The 16,819-nt window shown below is 67.4% G+C and carries 16 protein-coding genes; 5 read left to right on the top strand and 11 right to left on the bottom strand.

The window, feature by feature from the left end; genetic code table 11:
• Window positions 1-27: 27 nt before the first annotated feature.
• Window positions 28-828 carry an IclR family transcriptional regulator gene (locus tag PUN51_RS14150; RefSeq protein WP_224024063.1) on the top strand — a complete coding sequence of 267 codons (801 nt, stop codon included), beginning with the start codon at window positions 28-30 and terminating at the stop codon, window positions 826-828.
• Between the two features lie 156 nt (window positions 829-984).
• On the opposite strand, the gene PUN51_RS14145 is transcribed toward PUN51_RS14150, so the two are convergent.
• The 4 genes from PUN51_RS14145 to PUN51_RS14130 form a co-directional block, all read right to left on the bottom strand.
• The gene (locus tag PUN51_RS14145) at window positions 985-2,154 is read right to left on the bottom strand and encodes an MFS transporter (protein WP_275181371.1); all 1,170 of its coding nucleotides are present in this window, start codon (window positions 2,152-2,154) and stop codon (window positions 985-987) included.
• Window positions 2,151-2,813, bottom strand: a complete 663-nt coding sequence (locus tag PUN51_RS14140; protein ID WP_275181370.1) for a GntR family transcriptional regulator — start codon at window positions 2,811-2,813, stop codon at window positions 2,151-2,153. The genes PUN51_RS14145 and PUN51_RS14140 overlap by 4 nt, the downstream gene beginning before the upstream one ends.
• A 146-nt stretch (window positions 2,814-2,959) precedes the next feature.
• The gene (locus PUN51_RS14135; RefSeq protein ID WP_275181369.1) at window positions 2,960-4,336 is read right to left on the bottom strand and encodes an MFS transporter; all 1,377 of its coding nucleotides are present in this window, start codon (window positions 4,334-4,336) and stop codon (window positions 2,960-2,962) included.
• A gap of 188 nt (window positions 4,337-4,524) precedes the next feature.
• Window positions 4,525-5,397 (bottom strand): NAD(P)-dependent oxidoreductase, encoded by an 873-nt coding sequence (locus tag PUN51_RS14130; RefSeq protein WP_275181368.1) that lies wholly within the window; start codon window positions 5,395-5,397, stop codon window positions 4,525-4,527.
• A 138-nt stretch (window positions 5,398-5,535) separates the two neighbouring features.
• Between PUN51_RS14130 and PUN51_RS14125 the strand changes: the two genes are divergently transcribed.
• Window positions 5,536-5,796: a DUF3072 domain-containing protein gene (locus tag PUN51_RS14125; RefSeq protein WP_159634843.1), complete on the top strand. Its 261-nt coding sequence runs from the start codon at window positions 5,536-5,538 to the stop codon at window positions 5,794-5,796.
• 125 nt (window positions 5,797-5,921) lie between these two features.
• On the opposite strand, the gene PUN51_RS14120 is transcribed toward PUN51_RS14125, so the two are convergent.
• On the bottom strand, window positions 5,922-6,125 hold the full coding sequence (locus tag PUN51_RS14120; RefSeq protein WP_159634846.1) for a hypothetical protein: 204 nt from the start codon (window positions 6,123-6,125) through the stop codon (window positions 5,922-5,924).
• A gap of 356 nt (window positions 6,126-6,481) precedes the next feature.
• Between PUN51_RS14120 and PUN51_RS14115 the strand changes: the two genes are divergently transcribed.
• Both PUN51_RS14115 and PUN51_RS14110 read left to right on the top strand, forming a co-directional pair.
• Complete coding sequence (locus tag PUN51_RS14115) at window positions 6,482-7,771, top strand: glycosyltransferase family 87 protein (RefSeq protein ID WP_275181465.1); 1,290 nt, start codon at window positions 6,482-6,484, stop codon at window positions 7,769-7,771.
• A gap of 28 nt (window positions 7,772-7,799) precedes the next feature.
• On the top strand, window positions 7,800-9,056 hold the full coding sequence (locus PUN51_RS14110) for a glycosyltransferase 87 family protein (protein ID WP_159634849.1): 1,257 nt from the start codon (window positions 7,800-7,802) through the stop codon (window positions 9,054-9,056).
• A gap of 24 nt (window positions 9,057-9,080) precedes the next feature.
• Here the strand turns inward: PUN51_RS14110 and mptB are convergent, their stop codons facing one another.
• Window positions 9,081-10,778, bottom strand: a complete 1,698-nt coding sequence (mptB, locus tag PUN51_RS14105; protein ID WP_275181367.1) for a polyprenol phosphomannose-dependent alpha 1,6 mannosyltransferase MptB — start codon at window positions 10,776-10,778, stop codon at window positions 9,081-9,083.
• 77 nt (window positions 10,779-10,855) lie between these two features.
• Window positions 10,856-11,257 carry a MerR family transcriptional regulator gene (locus PUN51_RS14100; protein ID WP_201302543.1) on the bottom strand — a complete coding sequence of 134 codons (402 nt, stop codon included), beginning with the start codon at window positions 11,255-11,257 and terminating at the stop codon, window positions 10,856-10,858.
• Between the two features lie 230 nt (window positions 11,258-11,487).
• Here PUN51_RS14100 and PUN51_RS14095 point away from each other — a divergent pair, with 230 nt between their 5' ends.
• The gene (locus tag PUN51_RS14095) at window positions 11,488-12,939 is read left to right on the top strand and encodes a SulP family inorganic anion transporter (protein WP_275181464.1); all 1,452 of its coding nucleotides are present in this window, start codon (window positions 11,488-11,490) and stop codon (window positions 12,937-12,939) included.
• A 59-nt stretch (window positions 12,940-12,998) separates the two neighbouring features.
• Here PUN51_RS14095 and PUN51_RS14090 read toward each other — a convergent pair whose 3' ends face one another.
• From PUN51_RS14090 to PUN51_RS14075, 4 genes are all read right to left on the bottom strand, one after another.
• Window positions 12,999-14,120 (bottom strand): NAD(P)/FAD-dependent oxidoreductase, encoded by a 1,122-nt coding sequence (locus tag PUN51_RS14090; protein ID WP_275181366.1) that lies wholly within the window; start codon window positions 14,118-14,120, stop codon window positions 12,999-13,001.
• Between the two features lie 77 nt (window positions 14,121-14,197).
• Window positions 14,198-15,241: a Gfo/Idh/MocA family protein gene (locus PUN51_RS14085; protein ID WP_275181365.1), complete on the bottom strand. Its 1,044-nt coding sequence runs from the start codon at window positions 15,239-15,241 to the stop codon at window positions 14,198-14,200.
• Window positions 15,241-16,023 carry an amino acid ABC transporter ATP-binding protein gene (locus PUN51_RS14080; RefSeq protein ID WP_275181364.1) on the bottom strand — a complete coding sequence of 261 codons (783 nt, stop codon included), beginning with the start codon at window positions 16,021-16,023 and terminating at the stop codon, window positions 15,241-15,243. Before PUN51_RS14080 ends, PUN51_RS14085 begins: the two co-directional genes overlap by 1 nt.
• Window positions 16,020-16,808, bottom strand: coding sequence for an amino acid ABC transporter permease (locus PUN51_RS14075; protein ID WP_159634867.1), 789 nt, complete (start codon window positions 16,806-16,808; stop codon window positions 16,020-16,022). The genes PUN51_RS14080 and PUN51_RS14075 overlap by 4 nt, the downstream gene beginning before the upstream one ends.
• Window positions 16,809-16,819: the final 11 nt, after the last annotated feature.

The raw sequence follows: 16,819 nt of genomic DNA, 5'->3' as shown, positions 1-16,819 counted from the left end.
CGCAAGAAACTTACATAGAATGAAAGAATGGCAACGACGACTTCCACCACGGCCGGCACGGCAGAAGAGGGCCCCAAGTCCTCGAACATGCGCTCCCTCTCGAGGGCCATGGAGGTCTTCGCCGAACTGCAGCGGGCCGAACGGCCGCAGCGGCTCAGTGACCTGGCGCGGAACTGCGGCATGAGCCTGCCTACCACGCTGAGGATCCTCCGGGTGCTGCAGGATTTCGGGATGGTGAGCCAGACGGACAAGTCCTACCGGATCGGCCCGGCCGTCCTGCCCGCCGCACGGAGCTTCCTGGAGAACGATCCCCTGGTGGTCGCCGCGCGCCCCGTCCTGCAGCAAGTGGCATCTCAGACCGGGCTGACGGCGTCGCTGTATTCGCGGCTTGGGTTCGAGCGAATCCTGGTGGCGCGCGTGGACGGCGAGGCACCGCTGCGCTACGACCTGCCGCTGGGCAAACGACTGCCCCTGACGCTCGGCGCCGCAGGAAAGATCCTGCTCGCATCGGCGTCCGATGACGAACTTCAGCAGGCGGTGGCGACGGCCGTTGCGGCCGGCCAGGAAGACGCGGAGCTGACAGCGATGGAACTGCGTGCGCGGCTCCCGGAACCCGGAACCGACTATGCGTTCTCCGCCGATGAGCGTGCCACCGGCGTCCTGTCGGTGGCCATGGCCGTGCCCAACCGGACGGGCCGGCCCACCGAATCGATCTCGCTCACCAGCCCGGTGGAAGCGGCCAGCGAGGCTACCCTAAAAGCCGGGGTTCCGGAACTGCGCCGTGCGGCCGGCCGGCTCTCCGAGCTGCTGGAGGGCTCCGTCTACTGACCCTCGCCGCAACCGCAACCGCCGCAAAAAGGCGGGCGACGGCGTCACGCACGGCACGCTTTCGGCCCACCTGGGGCGGGGAAGCCCCGGGAACCCGGGGACCCGCCGTCGTGCGCTGCCTGAAAGCCTGCCCGGCGTGACGCTGGGCAGCAGCTGTCAGTCCAGCTGCACCCCGCGAAGCAGCAGGAGCGTCCCTCCCACCACGACGGCTGACGCCAGGAACACGCCGCCCGCACCCAGCCCGGCGGCTACGACGCCGATGGCGCTGGGCAGGACCACCTGTCCCACCCGGTTGCCGGCGAGCCGCAGGGCCAGTGCACGCCCCCGCTGCCCAGCCGGCGCCTGCGCCGAAAGCCAGGACATGGTCAGCGGCTGGCCGATGCCCAGGCCCAGCCCCAGCACGGCCATAACACCAAAGAGCAACCACGCCGGCATGGGAATGGCCGCAGCCGCCAAAGCCGCGGTGGACAGGGCCAGGCTCACCACCAGCAGCCGCATCCGGCCGATCCTCCGGGACACCCGGCCCAGCAGCAGCCGCGACACCATGGAGAAGACGGCGCGGACGGTCAGCATGGCGCCCACGGTTGCCGCGGTGAGTCCACGGTCGGCGCCGAGGGCCGGCAGGTAGACCATGGTCAGGTCCACCACGGCCAGGACGGTGGCGCTGGTGGCGAGGGCCCGGGCCACGCCGGGTGACTTCAGCAGCGATACCGCACTGCCCGTCCCGGCGGAAACGGCCTGCCTTTTCCCGGCGCTGACGTGGGCCGGTACAACAAAGGTGGTGGCGAACAGCACCAGGCTCATGACGACCGAAAGAAGGAAGATCGCCTGGGTGTCGGGACGGATGGATGCGCCGCCCACCAGGGAAATCGCCAACGGCCCCAGGGCCTGCCCCAGGGACGCGGCAAAGGTCAGGTATCCGAACGCGGAGTCCATCCGGGACGAAGCGGCATTGTTGGCCACCACCGCCTGCTGCCCCACGACGCACGCCAGTTGCCCGGCCCCCAGCAGCGCGGTTCCGATGACCAGGGCCACGATCGAGGAGCCCCACAGCAGCAGGAAGGCAGAGCAGGAGAGGACGACGGCGGACCCGATCGCCATGAGCCGGCGCTCACCCAGGCGGTCCACCAGGCCACCCGTGGGCACGGCAAGCAGCAGCGGAAAGACGGCGTAGCTGGCGGCGAGCAGGCCCAGGGCGAAGCCGGGGACATCGAGCTCGAGCGCACGGTAGGTGGCGGCGGGGCGGACCAGGAAGGTGACGGCCTGGATGAGTGCGGAATGGACCAGCAGGGCCGTGGACGTGCGCCGCCCGAGTTCACCGATCATGCGCTGGTTGTGGCGCCGGAGATGGCCCGCACCGCGGCGTCCCGGGCGCCCATCACGTGCTCGAAAGCGATGGCGGCAGCCTTGTCCGGATCGCCGCCGGCCACTGCATCCACCAGGGTCCGGTGCTGGGCCAGGGCCTGGTCCCGGCGCTCCTGGGTGCTGTTGGTGAAGTGCCGGTACCGCTCCATATGGCTCGAGATCTGGCCGTGGAAGCGGCGGGCCCAGGAGTTTCCGGCGATCGCGGCGATTTTTGAGTGCAGCGCCATGCCCTGCTGCATGGCGTCATCGGCGAACGTCGCCATGGCGGCGTTGCGTTCAAGGATGCCGTGCAGGGCTTCGATGTCAGCAGGCGTCGCTTTCAGGCAGGCGCTGCGGGCCATCAGGGATTCCATTGCCGCGCGGACCTCGTAGAGCTCCGAAATGGCAGCTTCGTCAAGGGCCGGCACCAGCACCCCGCCTGTGGGCTGCTGTTCCAGCAGGCTTTCCGAGATGAGGCGCCGGATGGCCTCACGCAGCGGCGTGCGGCTCACCTGCAGCGCCGATGCCATCGCCGGTTCGTAGATGCGCTCCCCCGGTTTCAGCTCAAGGCCCAGGATCCGGCGCTTGAGTTCCTGGTAGACAAAGTGTGCGCCGGTGTTCCGGGCGGGTGTTTCGGACATGTGCCACCTCCACTCGGCATCATACTTGTATACATCTATACAAAAGAACCGCGCGGAGCCCGCCCGCCCTGGCGCCGCGGGCCGGCACACGAAGAAGGGAGGGGCAGCAGGCGCCGCCCCTCCCTCTGCCTCCTTGAACGGCGGACCTAAGCGCGGTCTGCGGCTCGTCCGGTCTTTTGCGTTTCCAGGTCCTCCAGGGACGTATCCCTGGTGTCGGAGGACATCAGGGTGGCCACGGCCGAGACCAGGCAGATGCCGAGCGTAGTCAGTCCGATGGTCAGCGGGATGTTCGCGGAACCGGGAGGGGCGATCGCGGTGAAAATGCTCGGGAAGAACGACGCGATCATGAGCCCGATGTTCTGCGAAACAGCGAAGCCGGTCACCCGGATCCGCATGGGGAACTGCTCCTGGAAGAACGTGGCGAATGTGGCGTTCCACATCTGGAAGAAGATGCCCTGCACGATCACCACGCAGACGAAGACCAGTGGCAGGCTCCCCTGCTCGATCGCCCAGAGGTATCCGGTCACCAGGACGCCGCCGGTGACGCCGCCGGCCGCCATCAGCATCCGCCGGCCGATCCTGTCCGAGAGCGCGCCGAACACCGGAATGGTGGCCACGGCCGCGATATTGGCCACCAGCGTCACCCACAGGAACTCGCTGCTGGAGAACCCGTTGCCGTAGCCCTTCTGGGTGGCAAAGGAGACGCCGAAGATCAGGGTGGCCATGCCGATGACGTTGGTGAAGGTCATGAGGATGCAGCGGAGCAGTGCGCCCGGCCGGGTGCGCAGGAGCTCGGCGAGTGGAAAGCGGTGCGCGGTCCCGGCGGGCCCGGGCTGCGCGGCGTAGGCAGGAGGCTCGGTCACGCGGCGGCGGATGAGGTAGCCGGCAAAGATGACGACGGCGCTGAGCAGGAAGGGGATGCGCCAGCCCCAGGACCCGAACTGGTCAGCCGGGAGGAGGGCGGCGAGCGGCAGCAGGACGGCGGTGGCCAGGATTGACCCCACCTGGGTGCCCTGGAGGCTGAAGCTGGCGAAAAAGCCGCGCCGGGCATCCGGCGAGTGTTCGACGATCATGGCGCTGGCGCCGCCAAGTTCGCCGGCCACCGCGAAGCCCTGGATCAGGCGGAGGATAACCAGGAGGGCGGGGGCGAGGAGGCCCACCGGCCCGTACGTGGGCAGGAGCCCGACGGCGAAGGTCGCAAAGCCCATGAGCAGCATGGCGAAGACGAGCACCTTCTTGCGTCCGTGCCGGTCCCCGTAAGCACCGAGGACGACGGCGCCTACCGGGCGGGAGACGTATCCCACCGCATAGGTTGCAAGGGAGGCAATGATCCCTACGGTCGGGTTTTCCGCGGGAAAGAAGATGGTGGGGAAGATCAGCGTGGCAGCCAGCGAGTACAGCGCGAAGTCGTAGTACTCAAGGGCACTTCCGATCCAGCCGCTCATTGCCGCCTTCTTGGGATCCCGCAGACCCGCCCCAGCAGCTGGACTGGAAGGGGCCACGCGGGTTGGGGTGGTGCTCATGTGCTTGTCCTTCGTCTTCATTGGCAAGGAACCGAAACCCCTGGAAACAGTTGGGGCGGTGTCTGCGCAGAAACCCACGGGGGACGGGCTTGGGCGGCAGCTCTTGAATCGATTCATCCAATATAGAAGGTGACGTGCATTACGTCAACGGGCAAGCGCTATCCAGCCTGCTCGGGGAGCCCCGGCTGCTACCTGCTGGCGTAGTACGCCGCAGCCATGTCCTGCTTGGCGCGGCCCTGTTCTGCCACCCGGTCCAGCCGGGCGGCGAACGCTTCGGCGCCGTCGAGCTTGAGGCCCTGCTCAGCGGCGGCATCGACGATCAGGTGTGCATCCTTGCAGGCAGTGTCCACGGCGAAGGACGCAGGCTCGAGTCCCTCATCCAGGATGAGCCCCATCTTGGTCCGTAGGTAGGGAAGGTCCAGTCCGCCGCCGTCGATTACGTTGAGGAACTGCTGCGGATCGACCCCGAGCGCCTGGGCAAGGGCAACCACCTCGCCGGCGGCGTTGGAGGCGGCAATGACCCAGCTGTTCACCACAAGTTTGAGCCGCGCGGCGGACCCTTCAGCGGGGTCCTGCCCCGTCCAGATGGTTCGGGCGCCAATGGCATCCAGCACCGGTGCCACCCGCCGGCGCACAGCGTCAGGCCCGGCGGCCAGCACCAGGAGCTGGCCGGCTTCAGCGGGCGCGCGGGTGCCTGACACGGGCGCTTCGACCAGGTCCAGTCCGAGCTCGGCGGCCAGTTTGGCCACAGCGGGCGCGTCCTGCACACCCACGGTGGTGGACTGGATCCAGGCCGTGCCTGGCCGGAAGCCCGGGGCTGCAGCCCGGACCACTTCTTCCACCGCGGCGGCGTCATAGAGCATGGTCAGGACCACGTCGGCCGCTTCCACGGCGTCGGCGGGACTGGCGGCACGCCGGGCGCCGTCAGCAGCCAGGGGTTCCGTTTTGGTCGCATCCCGGTTCCACACGGAAACCTCGTGACCGGCCCGCAGGAGGTTCCGGGCCATGGCCGCTCCCATGATTCCCGTCCCGAGCACTGCGACTTTGAGCTTGGTATCCATCGAGTCATTCTCCTGGCTGCGTTGATGTCCGGCGTCTACCTACTCAACGTCTCCATGATTCCCCGACTTATTCAAGCGGAGGCATTCCAGAGCGCACGCTCCAGTGGAATGTCTGCGCCCCGGCCTAGACTCGTACCCATGAGCGACAGCAACCAGGAAACGATCGGCAGCCCGGAACCCGAACCTAACGCAGGGCTCAACAGGGACCCGGAAGACTGGGTGACCGGGGACGAGCCCATGACGGCAGCCCAGCGCAGCTACCTCGATACCCTTGCACGCGAGGCGGGGGAGGAACTTCCCGCTGATCTGAGCAAGGCGGAGGCGTCAAAGCACATCGACCGGCTGCAGCAGCGCAGCAACCGCGTGGGCGGCGGCGGGGACAGCAGCGCCGGCAGCTAGACGCGGCAAGCGGGCGACGCCGGCACTGACGGCGGCGCCAAAGGCGCCGCCGTCAGGGGCAGGGTAAGTTCGACGACCGGCTTTGTGCCAGGGGGCCGGCTGTGTCAGCCGCCGGCTGAAGGGGCCTACCAGGCCTGGTGTTCGCGGGTGAGGCCGAAGGGGACGGCGTCGCTGAGGTCCACCGTGAACTTGTCGGCGCCATGGCGGGTCACCAGGATGCCGTGGCGGCGGCCGATCAGTGCATGGGCCTTGGCAGCTGCGACCGCGGCGTCCAGCTCGGTGTCCATGCTGTGGCGGTCGGAGACGGTGAGGGTCAGGGGGAAGTTCATGGATGTTGCCTGTGTCTTTCAGGGGATGGGTGGGCATACCCCGCCCAGCGCTCCCCCTGGCTGCATAGGCGGTTGGCGCTTTGGCGCCTCGACCCATGGTGCCTGAGCAAAAATGTGCCAGCAACTTTAGATAAATGACGCAGGTCAGCGCCTTGGGCGCCACCCTTTGTCCTGACAATTACTGGCCGCAGGGCGCTGTCAATTAGAGTTGAAAGGGAGTGGGAGCCGTTTTCCGGGGCTTCCATCTGCCTCCGAAACCCGCCCCGCGGCCCACCCGAGCCATTATTGCGCGACCGCTGACTGTGCAACGACCTGACAAGGATTCCGCCATTTCCACCGACGCTCTCTTCGGCAATCTGACCAGGATCCGCAATGTCATCCTCCCCGCGCCCGTGCGGAGCGGCCTGAACTCCGGGCGCGGACTGCTGGGCGGCTTCATCGTGGTCCATTTGGTCTTCCTGGTCTTCGCAGCTTCGCTCTCCCTGCGCGGCGAGGCGTTCAGCGACACCTTCATCTACCGCGACTGGGCCATGGCCGGCTTCAACGACGCCAACCTCCGGGGCGGCCCCAGCCCCTGGGTTTATCCCATCCTGGCCCTGATCCCCATGGCTATTGCGGGCCTCGCAGGCCCTGGACCGTTCTTCTTCCTCTGGGTCCTCATGACAACCGTCCTCAATGGCTGGGCGCTGCTGAAACTCACCGGACGCGGCCGCAACGCCAACGCCATCCCCGCGGGCTGGTGGTGGCTGGCCTTCACCTTCCTCATGGGCTGGCTCGGCTTCGCCCGCGTTGACGGCCTCACCGCCCCGCTGGTCCTCGTGGCCCTGGCATACGGCGTCCAGCGCCCGTTCATCGCCTCGGTCCTGCTGGCCATCGGCACCTGGGTGAAGGTCTGGCCGGCGGCCATCATGCTGGCCCTGTTCGCCGTCGTGAAGAACCGCCTGCTGGTAGTGCTGGCAGGAATCGCGACGACGGCGGGCGTCGTTGCGCTGGCAGCAGCCCTGGGCAGCGTCCCCAAGCTCCTGAACTTCCTCACCCAACAGGGCGACCGCGGCATGCAGCTCGAGGCCACCTTCACCACCCCGTGGCTTTGGCTTTCCGTCCTGAACGTGGGCGGCTCCCGGATGTACATGAACACGGACATCAACTCCATGCAGGTGGACGGCCCCGGCACCGCCACCATGTCCGTGCTGATGCAGCCGCTCCTGGTCCTGTCCGCCCTGCTGGTGGCAGGCCTGGCCTTCTGGGCGCTCCACAACGGCAAGCAGCACAAGGTGGCCGGCGGCGTGGACCGGACCGAGCTGCTTCTGGCCGGCGCCCTCGCCCTGGCCGCCGCCTTCGTGGTGTTCAACAAGGTGGGCTCGCCCCAGTTCATGGTGTGGCTGGGCCCCGCCGTCGCCGTCGGCCTGGCGCACAGCTGGCGCGAATGGCGCGTCCCGGCACTGATGCTGATCGCCATCGCCGTGGCCACCTACTTCATCTACCCCCTCTTCTACGACGCCCTCAGCCACAACAACCCGTGGATGGCACTGGTGCTGACCATCCGCAACATCCTGCTGGTGGTCCTGTTCCTGTGGAGCGTCCGGCGCCTGTACTCACTGGGCAAGAAGACCGCCGCACCCGCCCCCGCGCTCAAGGAGACCTGAGATTTCCACAAGGTTCTTTGACCGTTTGGTGACGGTCCGCAGCAAAGTCCTGCCAGCCAAGGTGGTGGACTGGTTCGCCCGTCCGTCCAGCGTGTGGTGGGGCTTCGCCGTCGTCCACTTGTACTTCCTGGGCTGGATGGCGTCCTTCTTCCTGAACGGCGATACGTTCAGCGACACCGAGCAGTACCGGCAGTGGGCCATGGCCGGGTACAACCCGGCGGACCTGACCGGGAAGATCAGCCCCTGGGTCTACCCCGTGCTGGCGCAGATCCCCATCTTCCTGGCGAACATCGCCGGGCCAAGCCTCTACCTGCTGGTGTGGTTCCTGATCATCACGGCGCTCAACGCCGTCGGCCTGCTCTACCTCACCCGCGGCCCGCGGAAGGTGACGGGCGTTGCGCCGGCCTGGTGGTGGCTGTTTTTCACCGTCTTCATGGGCTACCTGAGCTTCGCCCGGGTGGAAGGCATCACCGCACCGATCGTGCTGATCGCGCTGCTCTACGCGGCTGACCGGCCCGTGGTGGCGGGCGTCCTGCTCAGCGTGGCCACCTGGATCAAGGTGTGGCCTGCAGCCGTGCTGGTACCCATCGTCATCGCCAGCCACAAGCGGGTCCAGGTGGTGCTCGCCGGTGCCGCCGTGACCGCCGTCGTTGGACTGGGGACCTGGCTGACCGGCGGGCTGCCGCACATCATGGACTTCCTGCTCAACCAGGGCGAGCGCGGCATGCAGCTCGAGGCCACCTTCTCCACACCGTGGGTCTGGCTGAGCGTCTTCCACATCGCCGGCTCCAAAATGGCGGACAACACGGCCATCAACTCCACCGAGGTCTACGGCCCCGGAGCCAGTACCGCAGCTTTCCTGATGCAGCCGCTGCTGGTCCTCGCCGCCGTGACCGCCGCCATCCTGCTGGTGCGTGCCATGCGGCGGGGCGCCGAGCGCGAGGAACTGTTCCTTGAGGGCTCCCTCATGATGGTCACCGCGTTCATCGTCTTCAACAAGGTGGGCTCGCCGCAGTTCATCATCTGGCTGGCCCCGGTGATCATCGCCGGCCTGGCCCACGACTGGGAGCGCTGGAAGGTGCCCGCGGCCCTGCTGATGGGCATTGCCATGACAACGTTCGTGATCTATCCGCTGTTCTACACGCCCCTGATCCACGCCCACCCGGTCATGGCGGCCATCCTCACCACCCGTAACGTGCTCCTGGTGGTGCTGCTGTGGTGGTCGGTGAAGCGCACGGCGGAACTGGGCCGCAAGACCTCCACGCGGGTGCCGGCGGAAGCCTAGCTTTTTATGTGGCCGGCCGCCCGGCTAGCGGCTTTCGGACCGGTCGACGGCGGTTGGGGCCTGGGGTGCGCGGGTGCGGCGTGCCGCCCGCCGTTCCACGGCCCACTGCCACCCGCGCCGGGCCAGGTCCAGGGGCTTTCCCTCGATGAGCAGTTTCCGGGTGTGGACGTCCAGCACCAGCAGGTAGAACGTGAAGGCCAGGGCAGTGAAGAACGCCAGGGACGACGCGTCGATGGGCAGTGCCACGAAGGACCAGACCGAGAGCTGGTCCTGCGCGCCGAACACCACGAAGAACGTCACGCCCACGTACAGCGAGCGGATCTGCCAGTCGTCCCGGATGCCGGTGACGGCCAGGAACGGCAGGAACCACAGGATGTACCAGGGCTGGATGATGGGTGAGAGCATCACCACGGCGGTGAACGCCAAGGCCATCCGGCGCACCGCCCGGGAGTAGTCGCCACGGAACATGAGCAGCAGGACCAGGGCGATGGCGGCCCACTTCATGGCCGTCCTCAGCCAGGTGGCCAGCGTTCCCCCGGGCAGGCCCAGGGCGTTGGCGAGCATCTCCACCTGCTGGCCCAGGAAGCCCGACGGCGAGTACCCCGTGTAGCCGGGGGTTGGGTCCATGATGGCCCAGGTCCAGCCGATGCCCAGGTTGTAGGGGATGCCGCTGAGGGCCAGCACGCCGAAGCTGATGCCCGCCGTCGCTCCCCACATCAGGAACTTGCGCGGCCACGAAGCAGAGGGGCCCGCCCACATGACCCCGATGAACGGCAGCAGCAGCACGGTGATGGGCTTGATGCCGATGGAGGCGGTGACCAGGAGGATGCCCAGCAGGTAGCGGCGGGTGGCGGCCAGGTAGACACCGGCGACGGCGAGCCCCACCATGAGTGCGTCGTTGTGGGCACTGGCGATGAAGCTGATGAGGAACAACGGGTTGGCCACGGAGATCCAGAGGGCCCGTGCACCGTTGATGCCGTGCAGTTCGGCCAGCTTGGGGACGTAGATGACGCAGAGCAGGACGCCGACGCCGGCCAGGAGCCTGAAGAGCAGGACTGACGCGTCGGGCTGGGCACCGGTCAGCCCCACGACGGCGCGCGCCAGCCACAGGAAGTACGGCCCGTAGGGGGTCCGGTTCTCGGCCCAGGCGGGGTCGGCGCCCAGCGAAAACCAGTTGTTGAGGGTGGAAATGCCCACCTCATACGGGTTCTGGCCCTCCTGGACCAGGCGTCCCTGGCCGGTATAGGCGTAGACGTCGCGGGAAAAGACCGGGACGCAGAACAGCAGCGGCAGGGACCAGGCGGAGATGGCCACCACCACGGACCGCAGCGACGACTGCCCCCAGTCCCCCAGCCGCTGGCCCAGCCTCAGCCAGGAGCGCATCAGGAGCATGGCGCCGGCCGTCAGCAGCACGGTGGATACGGCAACACCCCACCCCTCGGTGCGGAGCGCGATGACCACCGGCTGGCGGATCATGGGCGAGCCGTTGGCGATCCAGCCCGTGCCGATGGAGCCGACAAACATCATGAGGGCGCCGATGAAACCTTCGATGGTGGCGAGGTAGGCGCGGCCCCTGGCGGGCGCGGAGGCGTCGACCGGTTTGCCCGGCCGGCTCTCCGACGTCTCAAGGTGTGACCCGCCTGCCGTCATGATTGTGTGGTCCCCTACTTTGTTACGGCACTGGTTGCACCGGCTCCCTGGGCCGCCCTGCAACCCGGTCATTTTATCAGCCGTGCTTACTGCTGCCCCGGGGCCATGGCCGCGCGGCAAGGCACAGTTTGGCAACAGCGGCGGGTCCCCTACCGAGCGCGCAGCAGCGCCAGGAACTCGTCGGCCATGCCGAGTTGTTCCTCCAACTTCGCACGGCGCCGCGCTGCTTCTTCAATGAAACCGTTCAACTCAGTCCTGATGGCCGTAACATCCTCGCCCGGCGCGGCCGCTTCCAAGGCGTCAATGACCTTCAGGAGCCCGGCCATGGCTTCGAGCGTGAACCCCAGCGGTTTCATCCTGCGGATCAGCAGCAGGCGCGCGAAATCGCGCTCGGTGTAGAGGCGGAATCCGCCGTCGGTGCGGCCGGACGGTTTGAGCAGGCCCACCTCGTCGTAGTGGCGGATGGTGCGCAGGGACATCTGCGAACGGTCCGCGAGTTCGCCGATATGCATTGTGGCCACCACTTCTTCGGCGGTCATCTCTTTCACCATCACGTCACCCATCCGGCTCAACCCTCACGTTAGGGTAGTGTTGCATGCGCAGCCGGCAGTCACCGGCGCTTTTCTCTCCACCCCAATTGTCTTCCATGGCAGGGCTGGACCCTTGCGCACCGTGGCGCGCACAACGTTGCCCACCCGCTCTTTCCTGAGAGCCAAGTCCCTGGAGCCGCTCCTTGGCCGTCGCCGACCGCCCCCGCCCCACCCGGCAGCCGAACACCGTCATGGCCGCGCTGCGCTCTCCGCGGCAGCTGACCCGCGAAGTCCTCGCCGGCATGGTCACCACCCTCGCGCTCGTCCCGGAGGTCATTTCGTTCTCGATCGTGGCCGGGGTGGATCCGATGGTCAGCCTTGTCGCCTCCATCGTGCTTGCCCTGGCGATGTCCATCCTTGGCGGACGGCCCGGCGTCGTGACGGCGGCTGCGGGCTCCGTGGCCCTGGTCATCGCACCGCTGGTGCACGAGCACGGTGTCCAGTACGTCCTGCCCACGGTGCTGCTTGCAGGGGTGATCCAGGTGGTCTTTGGCCTGGCCGGGCTTGCCCGCCTGATGCGGTTCATCCCGCGATCAGTGATGATCGGGTTCGTCAACGCCCTGGGTGTGCTGATTTTCATGGCGCAGGTGCCCCATGTCCTCAGTGTCCCCTGGCTCGCCTACGTCCTGTTTGCCCTGACGCTGGCCATTATTTTCGTCCTCCCCCGCTTCACCAAGGTGGTCCCGTCACCGCTGGTGGCCATCGTCGTCGTCACGGCGATCGCCATCCTTGCGGGCCTTGCTGTTCCCAACGTCGCCGACGAGGGGCCCCTGACCGGCCAGATGCCGGGATTCACCCCGTTCCTGGTTCCGCTTGATGTTGAGACCTTCAAGCTGGTCCTGCCCACGGCGCTGAGCGTGGCGTTCGTCGGCCTCATGGAAACCCTCCTCACGGCGAAACTGGTCGATGACATCACTGAGACGCCCTCGCACAAGGGCCGCGAGTCCTGGGGCCTGGGCGTCTCGAACATCCTCGCCGGGTTCTACGGCGGCATCGCCGGCTGCGCCATGATCGGCCAGACCGTCCTCAATGTGAAGACCGGCCAGGCGCGGACCCGCATATCAACGGTTGTGGCCGGGGTGTTCCTGCTGGCCTTGGTGACGGGGCTGAGCCCGATCATGGGGCAGATCCCCATGGTGGCCCTGGCCGCGGTGATGATGGTCGTGGCCGTCACCACGGTGGACTGGCACAGCGTCAGGCCGTCCACCCTCAAGCGGATGCCGCTGCCGGAGACGATCGTCATGGGCGTCACGGTGGCCGTCGTGGTCTTCACGGGCAACCTGGCCTACGGAGTGCTGGTGGGCGTCATCCTGGCGATGGTGCTGTTCGCCCGCCGGGTGGCCCACGTCATCACCGTCGAGCGGAACCTGGCGGACGACGGCGGAAGCGTGCGTTACGAGGTGGTGGGGCCGCTGTTCTTCGGCAGCAGCAATGACCTCGTGGAGCATTTCGCGTACGCCGACGATCCCGCCTCGGTGACCATCGACCTTAGCCGCGCCCAGATCTGGGACGCGTCAACAGTGGCGGCCCTGGACTCCATCGAAACCAAGTACGGGCACCACGGCGCCGCGGTGGCCATTGAAGGCCTCGATGAGCGCAGCACCGGCTTCCACCGCCGCCTTACGGGGCATTTGGGCGCCTGACTTTCGGCGCGTCCAGGAGCGGGGCCGCACGTCTGCGGTCCCGCTCCTTCGCGCATGACCTAGGAGAACCGCCCCGGCCGGAACGTCGCCAGCATGGGGTGCTTCCGGCCCGTCAGGATTTCACCGGCAAGAAGTTCGCCGGCGATAAGGCCCAGGGTGGCACCGGAGTGCGTGAAGGCAACGAAGCAGCCCGGCACCTGGCCGAGTTCGCCCAGGACGGGTTCGCCGTCACCGGGGATCGGCTTGTAGCCCATCTTCCAGGAGGCCGGCTTGAGTTCCGGATTGCCGGCAACCAGCCTGGAGGCTTCATCAGCCAGTTCCTGCACCACTTCTTCCGGGACGGTGAAGGAACCGTCCGCGTGCTCGGTGATGTGTTCCTCGTACCAGTCGTGGTCCAGCGCGAACGTGCCGCCGGGGTTGGGCCGGAGCGCGGCGCGCGGGGTGTTCATCACGGCGGTGACGTCGTGCTGCACCTGTTTGGTCACCACCAGCATGGACACCGGCGAACCATTGGGGATGTGCACGCCCAGGGGCTGGACGACGGCGGGCGTCGCTGCCCCGCACGCCACCAGGACGGCGTCGGCCGGGTAGGTCCCGCCGGACGAGGTCTCCACGCCGGTGGTGCGGCCGCCCTCCACCATGACGGAGGCCTTGCCGGCATTGAGGACCAGTTCGCCGCCACGGGAGTGGAACTCCTCCATCAGGAAGTCGATCAGGTCCGGAAGGCTGACCCAGCCTTCGCCGGGGTTGAAGATGGCGTTGTCCGGCACGGCACTGGAATCGATACCGGGAGTGGCTGTTGCAATCTCTTCCGGAGCCAGCAGTTTGGAGTCGTAACCGATGGACTTCTCGTAAGCGTGCCGCGCCTCGGTCGCTTCAGCCTGCCCGTCCGCGTTCCACATGAGGCCGCCGCCGAACTGGAGCCACTCCCGGCGGGGGTTGGAGGCGAAGAGCGTGCGGTAGCGGTCAACGCCGGCCACCCGGAGCTGGTGGTACGGGGTGGACCGTTCGCCAGCGGAGTTGAGCCAGGACAGGGAACGGCCGCTGGCTTCGCTGGCCAGGCCGCGCTCGGTCAGGAGGATCACGGAGGCGCCTTCGCGGAGCAGGTGCACGGCGGTGGAGACGCCCAGGATGCCGCCGCCGATGATGGCGACGCGCTTGGTAGCTGTAACAGAGGACATTGGTGTCCCTTTCTGTGGAATTCGTGGTTCTGGGTTGGACGCGAACGGTGCGTCATGGGGAAGAGTTGGGGGGAACCTCAGGCCAGGGCGTGGATCCCCTCGATGACTTTCAGTACTTCGAGGGGGCCGGCGGGGTCGACGGGCAGCGGCCCCTCCCCGTGCAGGGCTGCGGCCAGTTGCACGTAAAACTGCGGGTAGGCGCCGCGTTCGGCAGGAACGGGGGACGTTGCACCATCGATGCCCAGGAGCCCCCAAGACTCCTGGGGATCGAGGCCATATGCCGGATCCGACGGCGGCATACCCGTTGCGAGGGCAGGTTCCTGGCCGTCAAGACCCCACTTGGTGTACCCGGCCTCGGAGCCGAGGACGTGGAAGCGGGCACCCGCCTGTGCGGCCATGCCGTTCATCCAGAGCCGTGAACGGACTCCCGAGGTGTGCAGCAGTGACACGAAGGCCTCAGTGTCGGCAGCGTCCGGATGCGGCCCGCGGTTGGCCGTCTCGCCGTAGCTCCGTTCCACCGGTCCGAACAGCTGGATGGCCTGGTCGATCAGGTGGGCGCCGAGATCGTGCAGGATGCCGCCGCCCTCGGCAAGGGACACGGTGTCCCGCCAGTTCCCAAACCCTTCCGGCCGCCACCACTCGAACCGTGATTCGAAGCTGCTGACCTGCCCCAGCGCTCCCGAGGCCAGGATCTTCCGGAGGGTAAGGAAGTCTGCATCCCACCGGCGGTTCTGGAACACCGTAAGCCGCACCCCGCCGTCGTCCGCCCTGCTGAGCAGTTCCCCACCCAGGGCGGACGTGGGCACGAACGGCTTGTCCACCACCACGTGCAGGCCGTGGGCGATGGCCGTCGCGGCCAGTCCGAAGTGGGTGTGCGGCGGGGTGCCCAGGATGACCAGGTCCAGGTCCGCGGACAGGGCGAAAAGCTCTTCCGGAGTTCCAACGATCCGTGCCCGTGGGTAGAGGCGTGCCGCCTCGGCCGCGCGCCCGGGCCGGGCCGTCACGATCACGTCGAGCGAAAAATCCGGGTTGGCCGCGATCAGCGGCGCGTGGAAGACCTTTCCGGAGATCCCAAAGCCGACGACGGCGGTCCGGATGGGTGCAGCGGGAACCGTACCCATCAGAGCACCTCGGAAAGGAAGCGCTGGAGGCGTTCGCTGCGGGGGTTGTCGAAGAGTTGGGTGGGAGTGCCTGCTTCGACCACTTCACCTTCGTCCATGAAGACCACCTGGTCGGCAACTTTGCGGGCGAAGCCCATTTCGTGGGTGACCACCAGCATGGTCATGCCGCGGCGGCCCAGGCCCGCCATGAGGTTCAGGACGCCCTTGACCAACTCGGGGTCCAGGGCGCTGGTTGCTTCGTCGAAGAGCATGACTTCGGGTTCCATGGCCAGGGCGCGGGCAATGGCGACGCGCTGCTGCTGGCCGCCGGAGAGATCGCGGGGGCGGTGGTCGGCGCGTTCGGCGAGGCCTACTTCGGCCAGGCGTTGGCGGGCGCGATCCATGGCCTGGGCCCTGGGCATGCCCTTGACGGCCCAGAGGGCCAGGGCAACGTTTTCTTCCGCGGTGTGGTCGGGGAAGAGGTTGAAGTGCTGGAAGACCATGCCGATGCGGGTGCGCAGGGTGTCCGGGTTGGTGCCCAGGGTGCTGTCGCCGGCGAGCAGCACGTCGCCGCTTTTGGGTTCGTGGAGGCGGTTGATGCCCCGCAGCAGGGTGGATTTGCCGGAGCCGGAGGGGCCGATGATGCAGGTGGTGGTTCCGGGGGCGACCGTGAGGCTGACGTTGCGCAGGACGTCGATGTCGCCGTAGGCCATGGTGACGTTGTGCAGTTCCAGGCTGGAACCGTGGAAGGTCGGGGCCCCGATGCGGCCTGCTGTGGTGGTGTTTTGCGTGGGGGTGTTCATGTGTTGCTCCCGGTGGTGAGCGGCGAGGCCGCGTCGAGTTCCTTGACTTCCTTCAGCCCGCTGGTGGGTGGCGCGGCCCGGCGGCGTCCGGTGCGGAACTTGTTGTCGAAGTGGTTTACCAGGTGCGTCAGCGGGACGGTGATGACCAGGTAGAACAGGCCTGCCGCGACCAGAGGTGAGAGGTTGCCGGAGAGCACGGCGGCGTCCTGGCCCACGCGGAAGAGTTCGCGTTCGGTGACCAGCAGGCCCAGGAAGTACACCAGGGAGGAGTCCTTGACGATCGCGATGAACTGGTTCACCAGGGCCGGAAGCACCCGGCGTACGCCTTGGGGCACCACCACCAGGGCCATGGACTTGGCGTAGCTCATCCCCAGGGCGCGGCAGGCCTCGCCCTGGCCCTTGTCCACGCTGAGGATGCCGGCGCGGAAGATCTCGCCGATGTAGGCGCTGGCGATCAGGCTCAGTGCGATGATGCCCAGCGGGTAAGGGGACGGCCCGAAGATCGATTGGCTGAGCCGGGCGAAGCCCTGGCCGATCAGCAGGATGGTCAGGATGGCCGGCAGGCCCCGGAAAAGGTCGGTGTAGATCCGGGCCGGAACCCGCAGCCATTTCGAGGGTGAGATGCCCATGACGGCCACCACCATCCCCAGCACCGTGCCAAGGACGGTGGCGGCGATGGAGATGATCAGCGTGTTCAGCAGGCCGACCGCCAACAGTTGGGGCAGGACCTCGGCCATAGCGCCGAAGTCGAAGAAAGTACGGATGATGGTGTTGAACCAGTCCATGGTTGCTCTCA

Origin of the sequence: Arthrobacter sp. NQ4 (assembly GCF_029077345.1) — a bacterium.
Classification (GTDB): domain Bacteria; phylum Actinomycetota; class Actinomycetes; order Actinomycetales; family Micrococcaceae; genus Arthrobacter.
Note: the sequence above shows the minus strand (reverse complement) of the source record. Positions and strands in the feature narration are given on the sequence as shown.